This is a genomic window from Luteimonas dalianensis (assembly GCF_049339425.1).
Taxonomy (GTDB): Bacteria; Pseudomonadota; Gammaproteobacteria; order Xanthomonadales; family Xanthomonadaceae; genus Luteimonas; species Luteimonas dalianensis.
The window spans coordinates 97,058-111,914 of sequence record NZ_JBMPPO010000005.1; the positions used below are offsets into that span (position 1 = coordinate 97,058).

15 protein-coding genes are annotated in these 14,857 nt (G+C 69.2%); 2 read left to right on the forward strand and 13 right to left on the reverse strand.

Annotation, left to right across the window (positions count from 1 at the left end; translation table 11 throughout):
- Positions 1-30: 30 nt before the first annotated feature.
- The 11 genes from ACOZ90_RS08695 to ACOZ90_RS08745 form a co-directional block, all read right to left on the reverse strand.
- Positions 31-528 carry a CinA family protein gene (locus ACOZ90_RS08695; RefSeq protein WP_422893264.1) on the reverse strand — a complete coding sequence of 166 codons (498 nt, stop codon included), beginning with the start codon at positions 526-528 and terminating at the stop codon, positions 31-33.
- A gap of 119 nt (positions 529-647) precedes the next feature.
- The gene (locus ACOZ90_RS08700) at positions 648-3,212 is read right to left on the reverse strand and encodes a TonB-dependent receptor (protein WP_422893265.1); all 2,565 of its coding nucleotides are present in this window, start codon (positions 3,210-3,212) and stop codon (positions 648-650) included.
- A 215-nt stretch (positions 3,213-3,427) separates the two neighbouring features.
- Positions 3,428-4,123, reverse strand: a complete 696-nt coding sequence (gene lolD / locus ACOZ90_RS08705) for a lipoprotein-releasing ABC transporter ATP-binding protein LolD (protein WP_422893266.1) — start codon at positions 4,121-4,123, stop codon at positions 3,428-3,430.
- Positions 4,116-5,357, reverse strand: coding sequence for a lipoprotein-releasing ABC transporter permease subunit (locus ACOZ90_RS08710; protein WP_422893267.1), 1,242 nt, complete (start codon positions 5,355-5,357; stop codon positions 4,116-4,118). Before ACOZ90_RS08710 ends, lolD begins: the two co-directional genes overlap by 8 nt.
- Before the next feature lie 52 nt (positions 5,358-5,409).
- The gene (locus ACOZ90_RS08715) at positions 5,410-5,784 is read right to left on the reverse strand and encodes a hypothetical protein (protein ID WP_422893268.1); all 375 of its coding nucleotides are present in this window, start codon (positions 5,782-5,784) and stop codon (positions 5,410-5,412) included.
- Positions 5,785-5,812: 28 nt separating this feature from the next.
- Positions 5,813-6,067: an FAD assembly factor SdhE gene (locus tag ACOZ90_RS08720; protein ID WP_422893269.1), complete on the reverse strand. Its 255-nt coding sequence runs from the start codon at positions 6,065-6,067 to the stop codon at positions 5,813-5,815.
- Between the two features lie 10 nt (positions 6,068-6,077).
- Entirely contained in the window at positions 6,078-6,860 is a 783-nt protein-coding gene (locus tag ACOZ90_RS08725) for a succinate dehydrogenase iron-sulfur subunit (protein ID WP_422893270.1), read from the reverse strand.
- An 18-nt stretch (positions 6,861-6,878) separates the two neighbouring features.
- Complete coding sequence (gene sdhA / locus ACOZ90_RS08730) at positions 6,879-8,669, reverse strand: succinate dehydrogenase flavoprotein subunit (RefSeq protein WP_422893271.1); 1,791 nt, start codon at positions 8,667-8,669, stop codon at positions 6,879-6,881.
- A gap of 21 nt (positions 8,670-8,690) precedes the next feature.
- Positions 8,691-9,107: a succinate dehydrogenase, hydrophobic membrane anchor protein gene (sdhD, locus tag ACOZ90_RS08735; protein ID WP_422893272.1), complete on the reverse strand. Its 417-nt coding sequence runs from the start codon at positions 9,105-9,107 to the stop codon at positions 8,691-8,693.
- A complete protein-coding gene (gene sdhC, locus ACOZ90_RS08740) occupies positions 9,104-9,499 on the reverse strand; it encodes a succinate dehydrogenase, cytochrome b556 subunit (RefSeq protein WP_422893273.1) in 396 nt (131 codons plus the stop codon). The genes sdhD and sdhC overlap by 4 nt, the downstream gene beginning before the upstream one ends.
- A 65-nt stretch (positions 9,500-9,564) precedes the next feature.
- Positions 9,565-9,801, reverse strand: coding sequence for a DUF1674 domain-containing protein (locus ACOZ90_RS08745; protein ID WP_422893274.1), 237 nt, complete (start codon positions 9,799-9,801; stop codon positions 9,565-9,567).
- On the opposite strand from ACOZ90_RS08745, the gene ygfZ reads away from it, so the two are divergent.
- Both ygfZ and ACOZ90_RS08755 read left to right on the forward strand, forming a co-directional pair.
- Positions 9,758-10,615, forward strand: a complete 858-nt coding sequence (gene ygfZ / locus ACOZ90_RS08750; RefSeq protein ID WP_422893275.1) for a CAF17-like 4Fe-4S cluster assembly/insertion protein YgfZ — start codon at positions 9,758-9,760, stop codon at positions 10,613-10,615. The two genes, ACOZ90_RS08745 and ygfZ, sit on opposite strands and share 44 nt — an antisense overlap.
- Before the next feature lie 96 nt (positions 10,616-10,711).
- The gene (locus ACOZ90_RS08755) at positions 10,712-11,203 is read left to right on the forward strand and encodes an OmpA family protein (RefSeq protein ID WP_422893276.1); all 492 of its coding nucleotides are present in this window, start codon (positions 10,712-10,714) and stop codon (positions 11,201-11,203) included.
- Positions 11,204-11,244: 41 nt separating this feature from the next.
- On the opposite strand, the gene ACOZ90_RS08760 is transcribed toward ACOZ90_RS08755, so the two are convergent.
- Positions 11,245-13,515 carry a thiamine pyrophosphate-dependent enzyme gene (locus ACOZ90_RS08760; protein ID WP_422893277.1) on the reverse strand — a complete coding sequence of 757 codons (2,271 nt, stop codon included), beginning with the start codon at positions 13,513-13,515 and terminating at the stop codon, positions 11,245-11,247.
- 146 nt (positions 13,516-13,661) lie between these two features.
- A complete protein-coding gene (locus tag ACOZ90_RS08765) occupies positions 13,662-14,831 on the reverse strand; it encodes an acyl-CoA dehydrogenase family protein (RefSeq protein ID WP_422893278.1) in 1,170 nt (389 codons plus the stop codon).
- Positions 14,832-14,857: the final 26 nt, after the last annotated feature.

A 14,857-nucleotide genomic window follows, 5' to 3' on the forward strand; every position in this document is an offset into this window, starting at 1 on the left:
AGCCGGGCCCTCCGCGGGCGGCGAGCCGGTTCACAGCAGCGGCTCCAGCCCCTGCAGCGCCGCCAGGACGGTGCGGCGGCGCACTGCGTCGCGGTCGCCGTCGAAGTGGAACAGTTCGGCCCGGGTGTAGCCGGCGCGGCGCTTCCACGCGATCCAGACCGTGCCCACCGGCTTGTCATCAGTGCCGCCGCCCGGCCCGGCGATCCCGGTCACCGCGACCGCGAGCGTTGCCCCCGAATGCACCAGCGCGCCGGACACCATCTCCACCGCGGTCTCGCGGCTGACCGCGCCGTGCTCCTCCAGGGTGCCGGGGCGCACCCCCAGCAGGGCCTGCTTGGCCTCGTAGCTGTAGGCGACCATGCCGCAGTCGAACCACTCCGAAGACCCGGGCACGTCGGTCATCGCCTTGGCGATCCAGCCGCCGGTGCAGCTTTCGGCGGTGACCAGCATGTCGCGCCCGGCGCGCAGCTTTTCGCCGAACGCGGCGGCAAGCTCATGCAGGGTGTCGTCGTTGGGAACCTGATCCATCGCTGGCGGTACTCGCGGGTTCGGATACGGGCCCGATTGTAGAACGCGGCCGCAGATGCCGTATCAGGCAAAGAAAAGCCCGCGCATCCGGAGATGCGCGGGCCCCGTACCGCGACGGCTCAGTAGCGCACGCGCAGGGTCATGCCGTAGGTGCGCGGCGCGCCGAGGAAGGCGTTCCACGAACCGGCCTGGATCGGCGCATCGATGCCGACCTGCTTGTAGGTCTCGTCGGTCAGGTTCTGGCCCCAGAACTCGACCATCCAGCGCCGATCCTGGCGGCCGAAACCGATGCGGGCGTTGAGCAGCGTGTAGGCATCCTGCTCCTTCTCCGGATCCAGATCCGAGCCGGTGTTGTAGTCGGACATGTACTTGGCGCCGACGTTGAACCGGCCCATCAGGTTGGAGCCGATATCCCAGTCATAGGTCAGCGACGCGTTGCCCGACCACTCGGGTGCAAAGCTCATCCGGCCGCCGGGCAGCAGGTGCAGGTCGGGATCGGGCAGCAGGTCGTTGCCGTACTCGGTCTTCGCATAGGTCAGGCCGCCCTGCAGCATCAGGCCGGTGATGCCGGTCTGCCACAGCACGTCCATGTCCACGCCGGTGGAGGTGACCTCCGGGATCGCGCGGACCACGAACGCCGTGCCCAGGAAGCTGTTGAGCTGGAAGTCCTCGTACTCCTGGTGGAACACCGCAGCGTTGAACAGCAGGTTGCCGTCGGCCCAGGTGGTCTTCAGGCCCAGCTCGTAGCTGTCCACGAACTCGCCGGGGAAGTAGGTGTCGTCCTGCGGGGTCACGCCGACCTGGACGCGGTCGAGGTTGAAGCCGCCGGCCTTGTAACCGCGCGCCGCAGAGACGTAGCCCATCACGTCGTCGGAGAAGTCGTAGGCCACCTTGAGGGTGCCCGACCACTCCTTCTCCGTTGCCTCCTGCCGGGTGTCGCGCCCGTTGTGGAGCACGTTCGCCCACGGCAGGCACATGTAGCCGGCCACCTGCTGGATGGCCGGCGTCATCAACGGCAGCATCTGCGCCATCAGCTGCTGCTGCACCTGCGGCGGCAGGTTGGCGAAGCCGTTCACCCGGCCGACCAGCGCCCCGCCCACGGCGGCCGCGGGATCGGACAGGGTGATGCCGCAGGCGGCGCTTCCGTTGGGGTTGCTGAACTGCGAATCCAGGGTCTTCTTCTCACGCGTATAGCGCAGGCCCAGGGTGATATCGAGCGCATCGCTCACGTGGAAGGTGTTGTTGGTGAAGATCGCCGCGCTCTTGGCGTTCTGCTGGTAGCGGTCGTGCGCGCCGATGCCGGTGAAGTTGCTGCCGAACGGCAGCCCGGTGACCTCGGACAGGAACAGGGCCGGATTGGCGGTGTTCACGCTCAGCCCCAGCTGCGGCGGCAGCTGGCCGACCGCCGCCGCCAGCCCCGGCAGCACCTGGCTGCCGATCAGCGTCGACAGGTACGGCTCGTAGGCCGGCCCCATGAAGTACGAATCGTTTCGGACCAGGTCCTCGTCGGAATAGAACACGCCCACCATCCAGTCCACCCGGTCGGTGGAACCGGTCAGCCGGAACTCCTGGCTGAAGGTGTCGAAGGCGACCAGCGAGTAGTCCTCCTCCGGCGGCCGGAACATGATGTCCGCCGCGCTGTAGTCGAAGTCGATGCTGGTGATCGCGTCCCAGGTACGTGCCGCGGTGATCGAGGTGAACTGCGCGTTGTTCAGCCACGGCGTGGTCCAGTTGACCTCGCCCGACACGCCCTTGTCCTTGATGTCCTGCTCGGTGGTGCGGTTGGCGTAGGCCAGGCGGCGGTCGGGATCCGGCACCGGGATGATGCCCTCCCCGCCCGGGGTCAGGGCATCGATGATCGCCGCGGTCGGGCCGCGGTGGGTGGTCACGCTGACGCAGCAGTTCTCCTCGCGGCTGGTGTAGTCACCGGCGAAGTTGATGCTCAGGTCCGGGCTGGGCTCCAGCAGCAGCTGCATGCGCATGGAGTGGTAGTTCATGTCGCCGTCGTCGGTTTCCTGGCGCGGGCCGCCGGCCGTGAACACGTCGTCCACGCCGTCACGCTTGCGCTTGGTGGCATAGATGCGGAAGGCCGCGTTGTCGCCCAGCGCATCGTTGTAGGAACCCCCGACCCCGACCAGGCCGAAGTTGCCCACCGTCACCTCGCCCTCGACCTCCTGCGAATAGCTGGGGCGGCGGGTGACCACGTTGATGACGCCGGCCGAGGTGTTCTTGCCGAACACCGTGCCCTGGGGCCCCTTGAGCACCTCGATGCGGTCAAGCTCGCCCAGGTCGCCGAAGCCGACGCTGTTGCGTGCACGGTAGACGCCGTCGATCACCACGCCCACGGACGACTCCAGGCCCGGGTTGTCGCCCACGGTACCGATGCCGCGGATGCGCGCGGTGGTCTGCGCGGCGGACTGCGTGCTGGTCACGGTCAGGCCGGGCACCAGCACCTGCAGGTCCTTGATGTCCTCCACGCCGGTATCCAGCAGCAGCTGTTCGGGCAGCACGTTGACCACGATCGGCACATCCTGCAGGGCCTCTTCGCGCTTCTGCGCGGTGACCGTCATGGTGGCGAGCGTGGTCGGCTCGTCGGCAGGCTCGGCCGCGGCCGGCTGCGCCTGGCCCTGCGCCTGGGCCAGGGAACCGTGGGACAGGGCCAGCAGGCCGGTGAACACGGCCACGGCCAGAAGATTGCGTTGCGGATGGATCGAATGCATGGATGTCCCCCAAACCTTAGAAATCAAGTCGACAGGTGGAACGGACGCATGCGCGTCCGCTGTTGTCGGCTCGGTCCCGGTGGGGGTCGTGACCTGCGCCTGGCACCCGTGCTCCGGCGTGCCTTGAACGGAAAGCTAACACAACTCCGGACGCAAGCGTATGGAAATTTGCGGGCGTGCTATGCCGCCTGCGGGGCGACCTCGCGCAGACGGCCTTCGTGCAGTTCCATCACCCGGTCCAGCCGCCGCGCCAGGCCCCGGTCGTGGGTGACCACCACCAGGCTGGTGCCCTGCTCCCGGTTGAGCCCGAGCATCAGCTCGAACACGGTGGCAGCGGTCTTCTCGTCCAGGTTGCCGGTGGGCTCGTCGCCCAGCACGCAGGCCGGCCGGTTCACCAGGGCACGCGCCACGGCCGCGCGCTGGCGCTCGCCGCCCGACAGCTCGCCCGGCTTGTGGTCAAGGCGGTGGCCAAGTCCCACCGCCTCCAGCAGCTCCCGCGCGCGCGCGCCAGCCTGCTTCACGTCGGCCTGGCCCAGCAGCACCGGCAACATCACGTTCTCCAGCGCGGTGAACTCGGGCAGCAGGTGGTGGAACTGGTAGACGAAGCCCAGCTCGCTGTTGCGCAGCCTGCCGCGGGCCGCATCGGACAGCGCGCTCATCTTCCGCCCGCTCACGTAGACCTCGCCGGCGGTGGGCGTATCCAGTCCGCCCAGCAGGTGCAGCAGGGTGCTCTTGCCGGCGCCGGACGCGCCGAGGATCGCCACCGTCTCGCCGCGGGCGACCTCGAAGTCCAGATCCTCGAACACCCGGGTGTTGAGCCCGCCCTCGCGATAGGTCTTGCCGAGCGCCTCGGCGCGTACCACGGCCTCATTCATAGCGCAGCGCCTCCGCCGGTGCCGTGCGCGCCGCGCGCCAGGCCGGGTACACGGTGGCCACCAGCGCCATCACCAGCGCGACCGCGGCGATCAGCACCACGTCGTGGGCGCTCAGCTCGGTCGGCAGGCCGGTGATGTAGTACACGTCCGCGGGGATCAGCACCACGTTGAAGGCGCGCTCGATCGCCCGCAGGATGTGCTCCAGGTTGAGCGTGAGCAGGATCCCGCCGGCCACGCCCAGGGCGGTGCCGAAGATGCCGATCATCGAGCCCTGCACCATGAAGGCCTTCATCACCCCGCCCGGGCTCAGGCCCAGGGTGCGCAGGATCGCGATGTCGGCCTGCTTGTCGGTCACCAGCATCACCTGCGAGGACACCAGGTTGAACGCGCCCATGGCGATGATCAGCGACAGCAGGATCGCGATCATGGTCTTCTCCAGGCGCAGGGCGCGGAACATGTTGGCATTCTCGCTGCTCCAGTCGCTGACCATGTACGGCCCCTCCAGGCGCACGGCCAGGTCGCGCGCCACCTGCCAGGCCTGGTCCATGTCGTGCAGGCGCAGGCGCACCCCGGTCACGCCCTCGCCCATCCGCAGCACCCGCTGCAGGTCGTGCATGCTGGCCACCGCCAGGTTGCGGTCGAACTGCTGGTGGCCGACCTGGAACAGGCCACTGACGGTGAAGCGCTTGAGCTGCGGCACCGCGCCCATCGGCGTGGTCTGGAAGTCGATGGTGACGATCACCGTATCGCCCACCCCCACCCCCAGCCACAGCGCCAGGTCGCGGCCGAGCACGATGTTGAACTCGCCCGGTACCAGGTCGTCGAGGCTGCCGGCCACCATGCGCTCGGCGATCTTGGACACCTGCTTTTCATGCTCCGGGGAAATGCCCTGCAGCAGCGCGGGCTCGCGGCGCGGGCCGGCGATCAGGGCCTGGGTCTCGATGTAGGGCGCGGCGCCGGCGACGCGGCTGTCCACCATCGCCTCGTCCACCGCGCCTTCCCAGTTGGCCATCGGCTCGCCGTGGGCGCTGATGGTGGCGTGGGCCGCCATCTCCAGCATGCGATCGCGGATCTCGCGCTGGAAGCCGCTCATCACCGACAGCGCGGTGATCAGCACCGCCACGCCGATGGCGATGCCCAGGATCGAGGCCAGGGAAATGAAGGAAATGAAGCCGTTGCGGCGCTTTGCACGCAGGTAGCGCAGGCCGATCGCGACGGGAACAGGCTTGAACATCGGCTCTCGCAGGCTGGACGGGACGCCGCGGCGGTGCGCGGCGCAAGGCCCGCTATGGTGCCACCGAAGCCGCCCTGCGCGCAGCCCTGCGCAGCGGCGCGGCCAGCCGCAGTTCACGCCGCGCCGCGGCCGGCAGGGTGTCGGGCCACCAGGCCAGGTGCCGGCGGCGGCCGTCGTCCGCGCGCCAACGCACGAACGCAAGCGGGCCGCGCCAGGTCACGCTGGCATCGCGCACCGTGCGGCCATCCACCTGCACCGGCGCCTCCTGGCCGGCGAAGACGAAGCGCGAACGCGGACGCCGCTGTTCCTGCCACGCCCGGCGCAGTCCGTGGCCGAGCGCCAGCGCCGCCAGCGGCCAGGCGGCAATGCGGGGCATTTCCGAGGCCAGGATCGCAAACACGGCGACCAGCGCCAGCACCACCAGCATCGCGCCCAGCAGGCGCGAGGGCCTCCACTCAATGCGGCAGGTCGAGCATCCTGCGGACGAACGCGGCGAGCTCGGCATCGGGGACGTCCTCGTAGCCCATGAACCAGCGCCAGAGCTTATCGTCCTCGCAGTCCAGCAGCCGTAGGAAAACCCCGCGCTGCTGCTCGGAATCCTCCGCCCACGCCTGGTCCAGGTAGCGGTTGAACAGCACGTCCAGCTCGCGCATGCCGCGCCGCGCGCGCCAGCGCAGGCGGCGCAGCTCGGCCTGGTCTTCCGGGCTCATGGCGCCCAGGTCAGACCTGGCGTTCGAGCATCAGCCGCTTGATCTCGCCGATCGCCTTGCCCGGGTTCAGGCCCTTGGGGCAGGTGCGGGCGCAGTTCATGATCGTGTGGCAGCGGTAGAGCTTGAACGGGTCTTCCAGGTCGTCCAGGCGCGCGCCGGTGTCCTCGTCGCGGCTGTCGACGATCCAGCGGTAGGCCTGGAGCAGGATCGCCGGGCCCAGGTAGCGGTCGCCGTTCCACCAGTAGCTCGGGCAGGCGGTGCTGCAGCAGGCGCACAGGATGCACTCGTACAGGCCGTCCAGGCGATCGCGCTCTTCCGGCGACTGCAACCGCTCGCGGCCGGCCGGCGCCGGGCTCTGGGTGCGGATCCACGGCTTGATCGAGGCGTACTGGGCGTAGAAATGGGTCAGATCCGGCACCAGGTCCTTGATTACCGGCATGTGCGGCAGCGGGTACACCGGTACGTCGGAAGCCTTGCAGTCCTCGATCGCGCGGGTGCAGGCCAGGGTGTTGGTGCCGTCGATGTTCATCGCGCACGAACCGCAGATGCCCTCGCGGCAGGAGCGCCGGAACGTGAGCGTCGGGTCGATCTCGTTCTTGATCTTGATCAGCGCGTCCAGGACCATCGGCCCGCAGGTGTCCAGGTCCACCTCGTAGGTGTCCACGGTCGGATTGCGGTTCTCGTCCGGGCTCCAGCGGTAGACCTTGAAGGTGCGGGTGCGCTTGGCGCCCTTGGCGGGGAAATGCCGGCCCTTCTGGACCCTGGAGTTCTTCGGGAGTGTCAGCTCAGCCATGTCTCGTCCTTCTCCCGGTCAGTAAACGCGCGCCACGGGCGGCACGACTTCGACTTCGTCGTCGAGGGTGTACATGTGCACCGGGCGGTAGTCGATGCTGGTGCCGCCGTTGTCGTCCAGCCAGCACAGGGTGTGCTTGTGCCACTGGTCGTCGTCGCGATCCGGGAAGTCCTCGCGGGCGTGGGCGCCGCGCGACTCCTTGCGGTTCTCGGCCGAGGTGATGGTCACCAGCGCCTGGCCCAGCAGGTTCTGCAGCTCCAGTGTCTCCACCAGATCCGAGTTCCACACCAGCGAACGGTCGCTGACCTTGACATCGGCAAACGACTCGCGGATGTCACGCACCTTGTCCACGCCCTCGGCCAGGGTCTCCTGGGTGCGGAACACCGCGGCGTGGCTTTGCATGGTGCGCTGCATGTTGTCGCGGATCACCGCCGTGGGCAGGCTGCCGTTGGCGTTGCGCACGCGGTCGAAGTTGGACAGCGAGCGGTCGCAGGCGTCACCGGCCAGTTTCTTGTGCGGCTGGCCCGGCCTGATGGTCTCGGCGCAGCGGTTGGCCACCGCGCGCCCGAACACCACCAGGTCGAGCAGCGAGTTGGAGCCCAGGCGGTTGGCGCCGTGCACCGACACGCAGCCGGCCTCGCCGATCGCGTACAGGCCCGGCACCACCGTGTCCGGATCGCCGTTCTTCAGCTGCACCACCTCGCCGTGGTAGTTGGTCGGCACCCCGCCCATGTTGTAGTGCACGGTCGGGATCACCGGGATCGGCTGCTTCTCCACGTCCACGCCGGCGAAGATGCGCGCGCTCTCGGCGATGCCCGGCAGCTTCTTGTGGATATCGGCCGGGTCCAGGTGGGTCAGATCCAGGTGGATGTGGTCCTTGTGCTCGCCCACGCCGCGGCCCTCGCGGATCTCGACGGTCATCGAGCGGCTGACCACGTCGCGGCTGGCCAGGTCCTTGGCGTTGGGCGCGTAGCGCTCCATGAAGCGCTCGCCGCTGGCGTTGCGCAGGATCCCGCCTTCGCCGCGCACGCCCTCGGTGATCAGGCAGCCGGCGCCATAGATGCCGGTCGGGTGGAACTGCACGAACTCCATGTCCTGCAGGCCCAGCCCGGCGCGCAGCGCCATGCCGCCGCCGTCGCCGGTGCAGGTGTGGGCGCTGGTGGCCGAGAAGTACGCGCGGCCGTAGCCGCCGGTGGCCAGCACCGTGCCGTGGGCGCGGAACAGGTGCAGGGTGCCCTCGGCCATGTCCAGGGCCAGCACCCCGCGGCACACGCCCTCCTCGTCCATGATCAGGTCGAGCGCGAAGTATTCGATGAAGAACTCGGCATCATGCGCCAGCGACTGCTGGTACAGGGTGTGCAGGATCGCGTGGCCGGTGCGGTCGGCCGCGGCGCAGGTGCGCTGCGCGGTGCCCTTGCCGTAGTGCGTGGTCATGCCGCCGAACGGGCGCTGGTAGATCTTGCCTTCCTCGGTACGCGAGAACGGCACGCCCTGGTGCTCGAGCTCGATGATCGCCGGGATCGCCTCGCGGCACATGTACTGGATGGCGTCCTGGTCGCCCAGCCAGTCCGAGCCCTTGATGGTGTCGTAGAAGTGGAAGCGCCAGTCGTCCTCGCCCATGTTGCCCAGCGCGGCGGAGATCCCGCCCTGCGCGGCCACGGTGTGCGAACGGGTCGGGAACACCTTGGTGATGCACGCCGTCTTCAGGCCCTTGTGCGCCAGCCCGAAGGTGGCGCGCAGGCCGGCGCCGCCGGCGCCGACGACGATCATGTCGTAGTGGTGTTCGGTAATCGGATAGGCAGTAGTCATTGCGGCTCTTTCAAAAGGGGCTCAGGCCAGCAGCGCGATACGCGCGATGGCATACAGCGAGGCGAACGCGCCAAGCGCGCACACGGCGATGACGATGATCTGCAGCGCCAGCAGCAGCCAGCGGGTGTGGATGTAGTCCTCCACCACCACCTGCAGGCCCATCTTCGCGTGCCAGAACATCGCCACCATGAAGACCGCGAACAGGATCGCGTTCCAGGGCCTGGCGATGGTGGCCTGCACGGTCGCCAGGTCGGCGCCTACCAGCGACACCACGGTGCCCACGAACCAGGCCACCAGCGGCACCAGCGCCACTGCGGTCACCCGCTGCCACCAGAAGTGGCTGGTGCCCGACTTGGCCGAACCCAGGCCGCGCGCGCGCGCCAGCGGCGTGCGGAACTCGCGCGGCCCCTCCTCCACGCCCACCCTGTTGTTGCTCATGCCCCACCCCGCATCGCAAAGAACCAGATCACGGCCGTCAGCACCACCGTCAGGCCGGCCACCACGTAGCCGGAGCGGTAGACCTCGGGGATCGACATGCCGTGGCCCATGTCCCACATCAGGTGGCGGATGCCGTTGAGCAGGTGGTAGACCAGCGCCAGCGAGAAGCCGAACAGCGCGATCATGCCCAGCGGCGAGGCCAGGCATTCGCTGGCGCGGGCCCAGGACTCGCCGCCCTGGGCGGCGGCCATCAGCCACCAGGCCAGGCCGATCGCCCCGGCGACCAGCACCACGCCGCTGACGCGGTGCAGGATGGACATCAGCGAAGTGAGCTGGAAACGGTAGGTCTGTCCCAGCATGAAGGGGGACAGTGGACGTTCGGGGTGACTCATCGCTGGACAGGTCCTCGCTGGGCGGCCCTGGCGGGGCCGCGTGGCTGTTGGCGGGCGTTGCCGTCTTAGAAATCGATGCAGCGGCCGTTCTTTTCCCAATCCCCGTAGCGGGTCGGATCGGGCCCCTCCCGGCCGCCAATTTCCTTCTGGCGCGGCGGCTCCTGCTCCGGGGATCCGGGCCCGGACTGCTCGGGAGCCGGGGTGCTTTCGCCTATGATGGCCGGGTCTTTCACGTTGTCGAGTTTAAGTCCCGCCCCCATGTCCGACAAGTCGAACGCTTCCCCTGATGCTTTTTTCACCATTCCCGGCCATCGCGTGCTGGCCTTGGAGGGCCGCGACGCGCTGAAGTTCGCCCAGGCCCAGTTCACCACCGACGTGGAGGCGCTGGAAAACGGGCACTGGCAGTGGAGCGGATGGCTCACCCCCAAGGGCCGGGTGATCGCCCTGTTCGCGCTGCTGCGCTTCGGCCCCGAACAGCTGTGGCTGGTGCTGCCCGATGCCGACCCGGCCGCCCTGGCGGAGCAGCTGCAGCGGTTCGTGTTCCGTTCGAAGGTGGCGCTGCGCCCGCTGGAGGAGATCCACGCCGCCGGCGCGTTCGCCGCACCCGGGCTGGCCTCCGGCGCGCGCATCGGCGGCGCCCCGGAGCAGGCCGTGGAGCTGGACATGGGCGGCGACGGCGGCCCTCGCTCGCTGCGGCTGTCCAATGCGCCTGGCGACGACGACGCTGAAGGCGCCCGACGTTGGAAAACCTTCGACCTGGCCCACGGCCTGCCGCGGCTGGAAGCCGGCCAGGCCGAACAGTGGACGCCCCAGCAGCTTGCGCTGCAGCGGCTGAACGGCTACAGCGTCAAGAAGGGCTGCTATCCGGGCCAGGAAATCGTCGCCCGCACCCACTTCCTGGGCCAGGCCAAGCGCGGGCTGGTACGGCTGCAGCTGGCGCAGCCGGTCGCCGCCGGCGCGGCGGTCGCCGCCGGCGGGAGCGAGATCGGGCGCGTGATCTGCGCCGCCGGCGGCGAGGCGCTTGCCATGCTGCCGCTGGAACTGCCCCCGGGATCGCTGGATATCGCCGGCACCGCCGCCACAGCGGCGGAAATGATGGACGGACTGGCGCGCTGACAGCGCGACGCAAAGCGTCACGGGACGTGCACGCAAGCCCCGACTCCGGCTGCTATATTCGGCCGCAACGGGGGGACTCAATACGGGGAAGGGGAAATGAACTCGAAGCTCATGTTGTCCGCCGCGGCCGCGGCGTGCGTTGCCTTGCTGTCCGCCTGCGCCACCGCGCCCGAGCCGCCGCCGGTGGAAGATGTCACGCCGCTGCCCTCCACGTTCCTGGAGCGCCTGTCCGCTGACGGCCTGTTCGCCTTCGGCAAGTCCGGCATCGATGACCTCAGCGCGGAAGGCCGCGTGGCGCTTGACGACCTGGCCGCACGGCTGGCGGAGCGCCAGGTGGAAATCGTGCACGTGATCGGCCACAGCGACCGCATCGGCACCCCGGTCGCGATCCACCGGGTCTCCAGCGAGCGCGCCAATGCCGTGCGCGACTACCTGATCGAACGCGGCGTGCCGGAAGACCGCATCACCGCGGTTGGCCGCGGCAGCGTCGAGCCGGTTGTGGAATGCGAGGGCGGCAGCAGCCAGGACGCCATCGACTGCCTGGCGCCCAACCGCCGGGTGGAAGTGCGCGTCCAGTTCGCCGACTGACCTCTGCAGGACTGGCCTGTAGGAGCGCGTAAGACGCGCTCCTACCGGAGCCTGGCGGCGGCGGCGACGATGTCGTCGTCGGACGGAATCACCAGGAACGCGGCGCCGGCCAGCGGGGTGAAGGTGTCCGCACCCACCACCCGCTGCAGCGGACGCTCGCCCAGCCCGCCCTCGCTGATCGCGGTGATGATGCCCTCGCCCACCCCGGCGCTGCGGCGGCCCTCGTCGACCACGATCACCCGCGCGCACTCGCCCACGTGGCGGACGATGGCCTCCTCGTTGAGCGGCAGCAGCCAGCGCAGATCCACCACCCGCGTCTTCCAGCCGTGTTCGGCCTGGATCCGGCGCGCGGCGCGCAGGCTCATCGGCACGCCGTTGCCGAAGGTCAGGATCACGCAGTCGCTGGCCTCCGGGTCGTAGACGCGCTCGGCGCCGACCTCCATCGCCTCGCCCGGCGCCGGGAACGACGTCAGCCAGCCGCCGTCGCCGGCCTCGTAAAGATCCTTGGCCATGTACAGCGCGATCGGCTCCAGCAAGGCGCACACCCGGCCGTCCACCTTCGCCAGCGCCATCAGCGTGCGCAGCATGGTCACCGCGTCGTCGCCGCGGCTGGGGCAGCCGATCACCAGGCCGGGGATGTCGCGCAGCGCGGTGATCGAGTTGTCGTTGTGGAAATGGCCGCCGAAGCCGCGCTGGTAGCCCAGCGAGGCGATCCGCATCACCATCGGGTTGCGGTACTGGCCGTTGGAGAAGAACTGCAGGCTGGCCGCCTCGCCGCGGATCTGGTCGCCGGCGTTGTGGAAATAGGCCAGGTACTGGATCTCCGGCAGCGGCAGCATGCCCATGTTGGCGTAGCCCTGGGCCAGGCCCAGGATCACGGTCTCGTCGAGCAGGGTGTTGAACACCCGGCGCGGGCCGAACGTCTTCTGCAGGCCCTTGGTCACCGTGTACACGCCGCCCTTCTGGGCCACGTCCTCGCCGAACAGCAGCGCCTCGGGGTACTTGGCGAACTGGTCGTGCAGGGCCTGGTTGATCAGGATCGCCAGATGCCTGGGCGGCTGGTTTTCCGGCAGCTTCTTTTCGTCGCCGAACACCTCGCTGCGGCGGCCGGCATAGTCGGCGCGCTCGGCCTCGGCCTTCACCGCTTCCGGCGTGTACGGCGCCAGCGGGGCCATCACGTCTTCCAGCGATTCCAGGCGCGGGCGGCGGTCGGCGTCCTCGGCGGCGGCGAAGCACCTGGCGCGGGTGGACTCGTAGACTTCGAGCACCTCGTCCTTCGTCATCAGGCCCGATTCGAGCGCGATGGCGGCCGAGCGCAGCAGCGGATCGGTCGCCTCCACCTTGCACAGCTCCTCGATCGAGCGCCATTCGATCTCGAAGTCGGTGCCGGCGTGGCCCATGATCCGGGTGGTGCGCAGGTGCAGGAAGGTCGGCCGGCGGGTGCGGCGGCAGTGCTCCACCGCCCGCCGCACGTCGCCGTAGCCGCCGGCCAGATCCAGGCCGTCGGCGGTGAAGTAGTCCAGGTCGGGGCGGTTGGCGAAGTTGCGCGCCACCCAGCCGTCCGGCGTCTTGACCGAGATGCCGATACCGTTGTCCTCGCACACGAACAGCACCGGCGCGGGCAGCTTCTGGTAGGCAGTCCAGGCCGCGGCGTTGAACGCGGTCTGGGCGGTGGCATGGTTGCTGGAGGCGTCGCCGAACGAGCACACCACGATGCTGTCATCGGGCACCGGCAGCGCATGGCCAATGCGCCGGCCCTGCTCGATCGCCACCGCGGTGCCGAACGCCTTGGGCAGGTGCGAGGCGATGGTGGAGGTCTGCGGCAGCACCCACAGCGGCCTGCTGCCCCACACCTTGTGCCGCCCCCCGCTGGCCGGATCGTCCTTCGACGCGGCAAACGACAGCGCAGAATCCATCACCGGATCCATTCCCGGCAGCTTGCGGAAGCGCTCGGCCATGAAGCCGCCGGAGCGGTAGTGCAGGAACGCCGGATCGGTATGGCGCGTGGCCCGCGCGACCATCGCGTTGCCCTCGTGGCCGCTGGAACCAATGGTGTAGAAGACCTTGTTCTGCACCCGCAGCACCCGCGCCATCAGGTCGAGGTGGCGGCTGATCAGCTGCGATTCGAACAGCTCGCGGAATCCCTGCACATCCAGCGCGCTGCCTTCCAGCACCGCCTCGCCCGGCCCGGGCGCGCGCCCGGCGCCGCCGCTCCAGCCGCGCACGAACTCGCTGAAGTTGACGTCGCAGATCTCGGCGCGGTTGAGGCCCTTCATGCGGGCCGGGATGGGATTGGGAACTGCTGCGAACATGTGATTGCCGTCCTGTCGAATGAAGTGCGAACGCGCGGCGGCGGCAGGCGGCCGGGGCCGCGCAGGGTCAAACCCCAGCGCGCGGCCACCTTTCTGCGAGGCCGCCGCGCGCGGAACCCGCCCGCCAATGTGGCGGGCAGCGGCCGTCAGCCGGCGAACGCGTTGATCCCGGTCAGCTCGCGGCCCACCACCAGCTGGTGCACGGTCTCGGTGCCCTCGTAGGTGATCACCGACTCCAGGTTCAGCGCGTGGCGGATGGGCGAATGCTCGGTGGTGATGCCGGCGCCGCCCAGCAGGTCACGCGCCTCGCGGGCGATGTCGATGGCCATGCGGCAGTTGTTCCACTTGGCCACGCTCACCTGGGTCGGCTGCATCCTGCCGGCGTCCTTCAACCGGCCCAGCTGCAGGCTCAGCAGCTGCGCGGAAGTGATCCGGCGCGCCCAGTCGGCCATCTTGATCTGCGCGCTCTGCGTCGCCGCCACCGGACGCCCGAACAGGATCCGCTCCTTGCTGTACTCCAGCGCCTCGTCCAGGCAGGCGATGGCGGCGCCGATCGGGCCCCAGGTGATGCCGTAGCGGGCCTGGGTCAGGCAGCCCAGCGGGCCCTTCAGGCCCTTCACATTGGGCAGCCGGTTGGCCTCGGGCACGCGCACGTTGTCGAAAAACAGCCCGCTGGTCACCGAGGCGCGCAGGCTCATCTTGTGCTTGACCAGCTGCGCCTTGTAGCCGGCGAAATCCTTCTCCACCACGAAACCCTGGATGCCGTCGTCGGTCTGTGCCCAGACGATGGCGATATCGGCCAGGTTGCCGTTGGTGATCCACATCTTGGAGCCGTTGAGGATCCAGTCGTCGCCGTCGCGCCTGGCGTGGGTCTTCATGTTGGCCGGGTCGGAGCCGCCGTGCGGCTCGGTCAGGCCGAAGCAGCCGATCACCTTGCCCGCGGCCATGTCCGGCAGCCAGCGCTTCTTCTGCTCCTCGGTGCCGTAGGCGAAGATCGGGTACATGCACAGCGAGGACTGCACGCTGGCGAAGCTGCGCAGGCCGGAATCGCCGCGCTCCAGCTCCTGGCAGATCAGGCCGTAGCTGACGTAGTTGAGCTCCGAGCCGCCGTACTCGGCCGGCAGGGTCGCGCCCAGCAGGCCAAGGCCCGCGATCTCGGGGATCAGTTCGGCCGGGAACCGGCCCTCGTCGAAGCACTCGCCGATGATCGGCAACACCTTCTCGTTGGTGAAACGGGCCACGGTGTCCTGCACCGCGCGCTCCTCGTCGCTGAGCAGGGAACGGACGTCGTAGAGGTCGAGGGGATCAAGGGCCATGATGCTCGCGGGGTTTGACGGGAAAC

Coding starts and splice junctions, on each gene's coding strand:
- ACOZ90_RS08695 (WP_422893264.1), bottom strand. CDS start 528: ATGGATCAGGTTCCCAACGACGACACCCTGCATGAGCTTGCCGCCGCG.
- lolD (WP_422893266.1), bottom strand. CDS start 4,123: ATGAATGAGGCCGTGGTACGCGCCGAGGCGCTCGGCAAGACCTATCGC.
- ACOZ90_RS08710 (WP_422893267.1), bottom strand. CDS start 5,357: ATGTTCAAGCCTGTTCCCGTCGCGATCGGCCTGCGCTACCTGCGTGCA.
- ACOZ90_RS08715 (WP_422893268.1), bottom strand. CDS start 5,784: ATGCTGGTGGTGCTGGCGCTGGTCGCCGTGTTTGCGATCCTGGCCTCG.
- ACOZ90_RS08720 (WP_422893269.1), bottom strand. CDS start 6,067: ATGAGCCCGGAAGACCAGGCCGAGCTGCGCCGCCTGCGCTGGCGCGCG.
- ACOZ90_RS08725 (WP_422893270.1), bottom strand. CDS start 6,860: ATGGCTGAGCTGACACTCCCGAAGAACTCCAGGGTCCAGAAGGGCCGG.
- sdhA (WP_422893271.1), bottom strand. CDS start 8,669: ATGACTACTGCCTATCCGATTACCGAACACCACTACGACATGATCGTC.
- sdhD (WP_422893272.1), bottom strand. CDS start 9,107: ATGAGCAACAACAGGGTGGGCGTGGAGGAGGGGCCGCGCGAGTTCCGC.
- sdhC (WP_422893273.1), bottom strand. CDS start 9,499: ATGAGTCACCCCGAACGTCCACTGTCCCCCTTCATGCTGGGACAGACC.
- ygfZ (WP_422893275.1), top strand. CDS start 9,758: ATGTCCGACAAGTCGAACGCTTCCCCTGATGCTTTTTTCACCATTCCC.
- ACOZ90_RS08745 (WP_422893274.1), bottom strand. CDS start 9,801: ATGGTGAAAAAAGCATCAGGGGAAGCGTTCGACTTGTCGGACATGGGG.
- ACOZ90_RS08755 (WP_422893276.1), top strand. CDS start 10,712: ATGAACTCGAAGCTCATGTTGTCCGCCGCGGCCGCGGCGTGCGTTGCC.
- ACOZ90_RS08760 (WP_422893277.1), bottom strand. CDS start 13,515: ATGTTCGCAGCAGTTCCCAATCCCATCCCGGCCCGCATGAAGGGCCTC.
- ACOZ90_RS08765 (WP_422893278.1), bottom strand. CDS start 14,831: ATGGCCCTTGATCCCCTCGACCTCTACGACGTCCGTTCCCTGCTCAGC.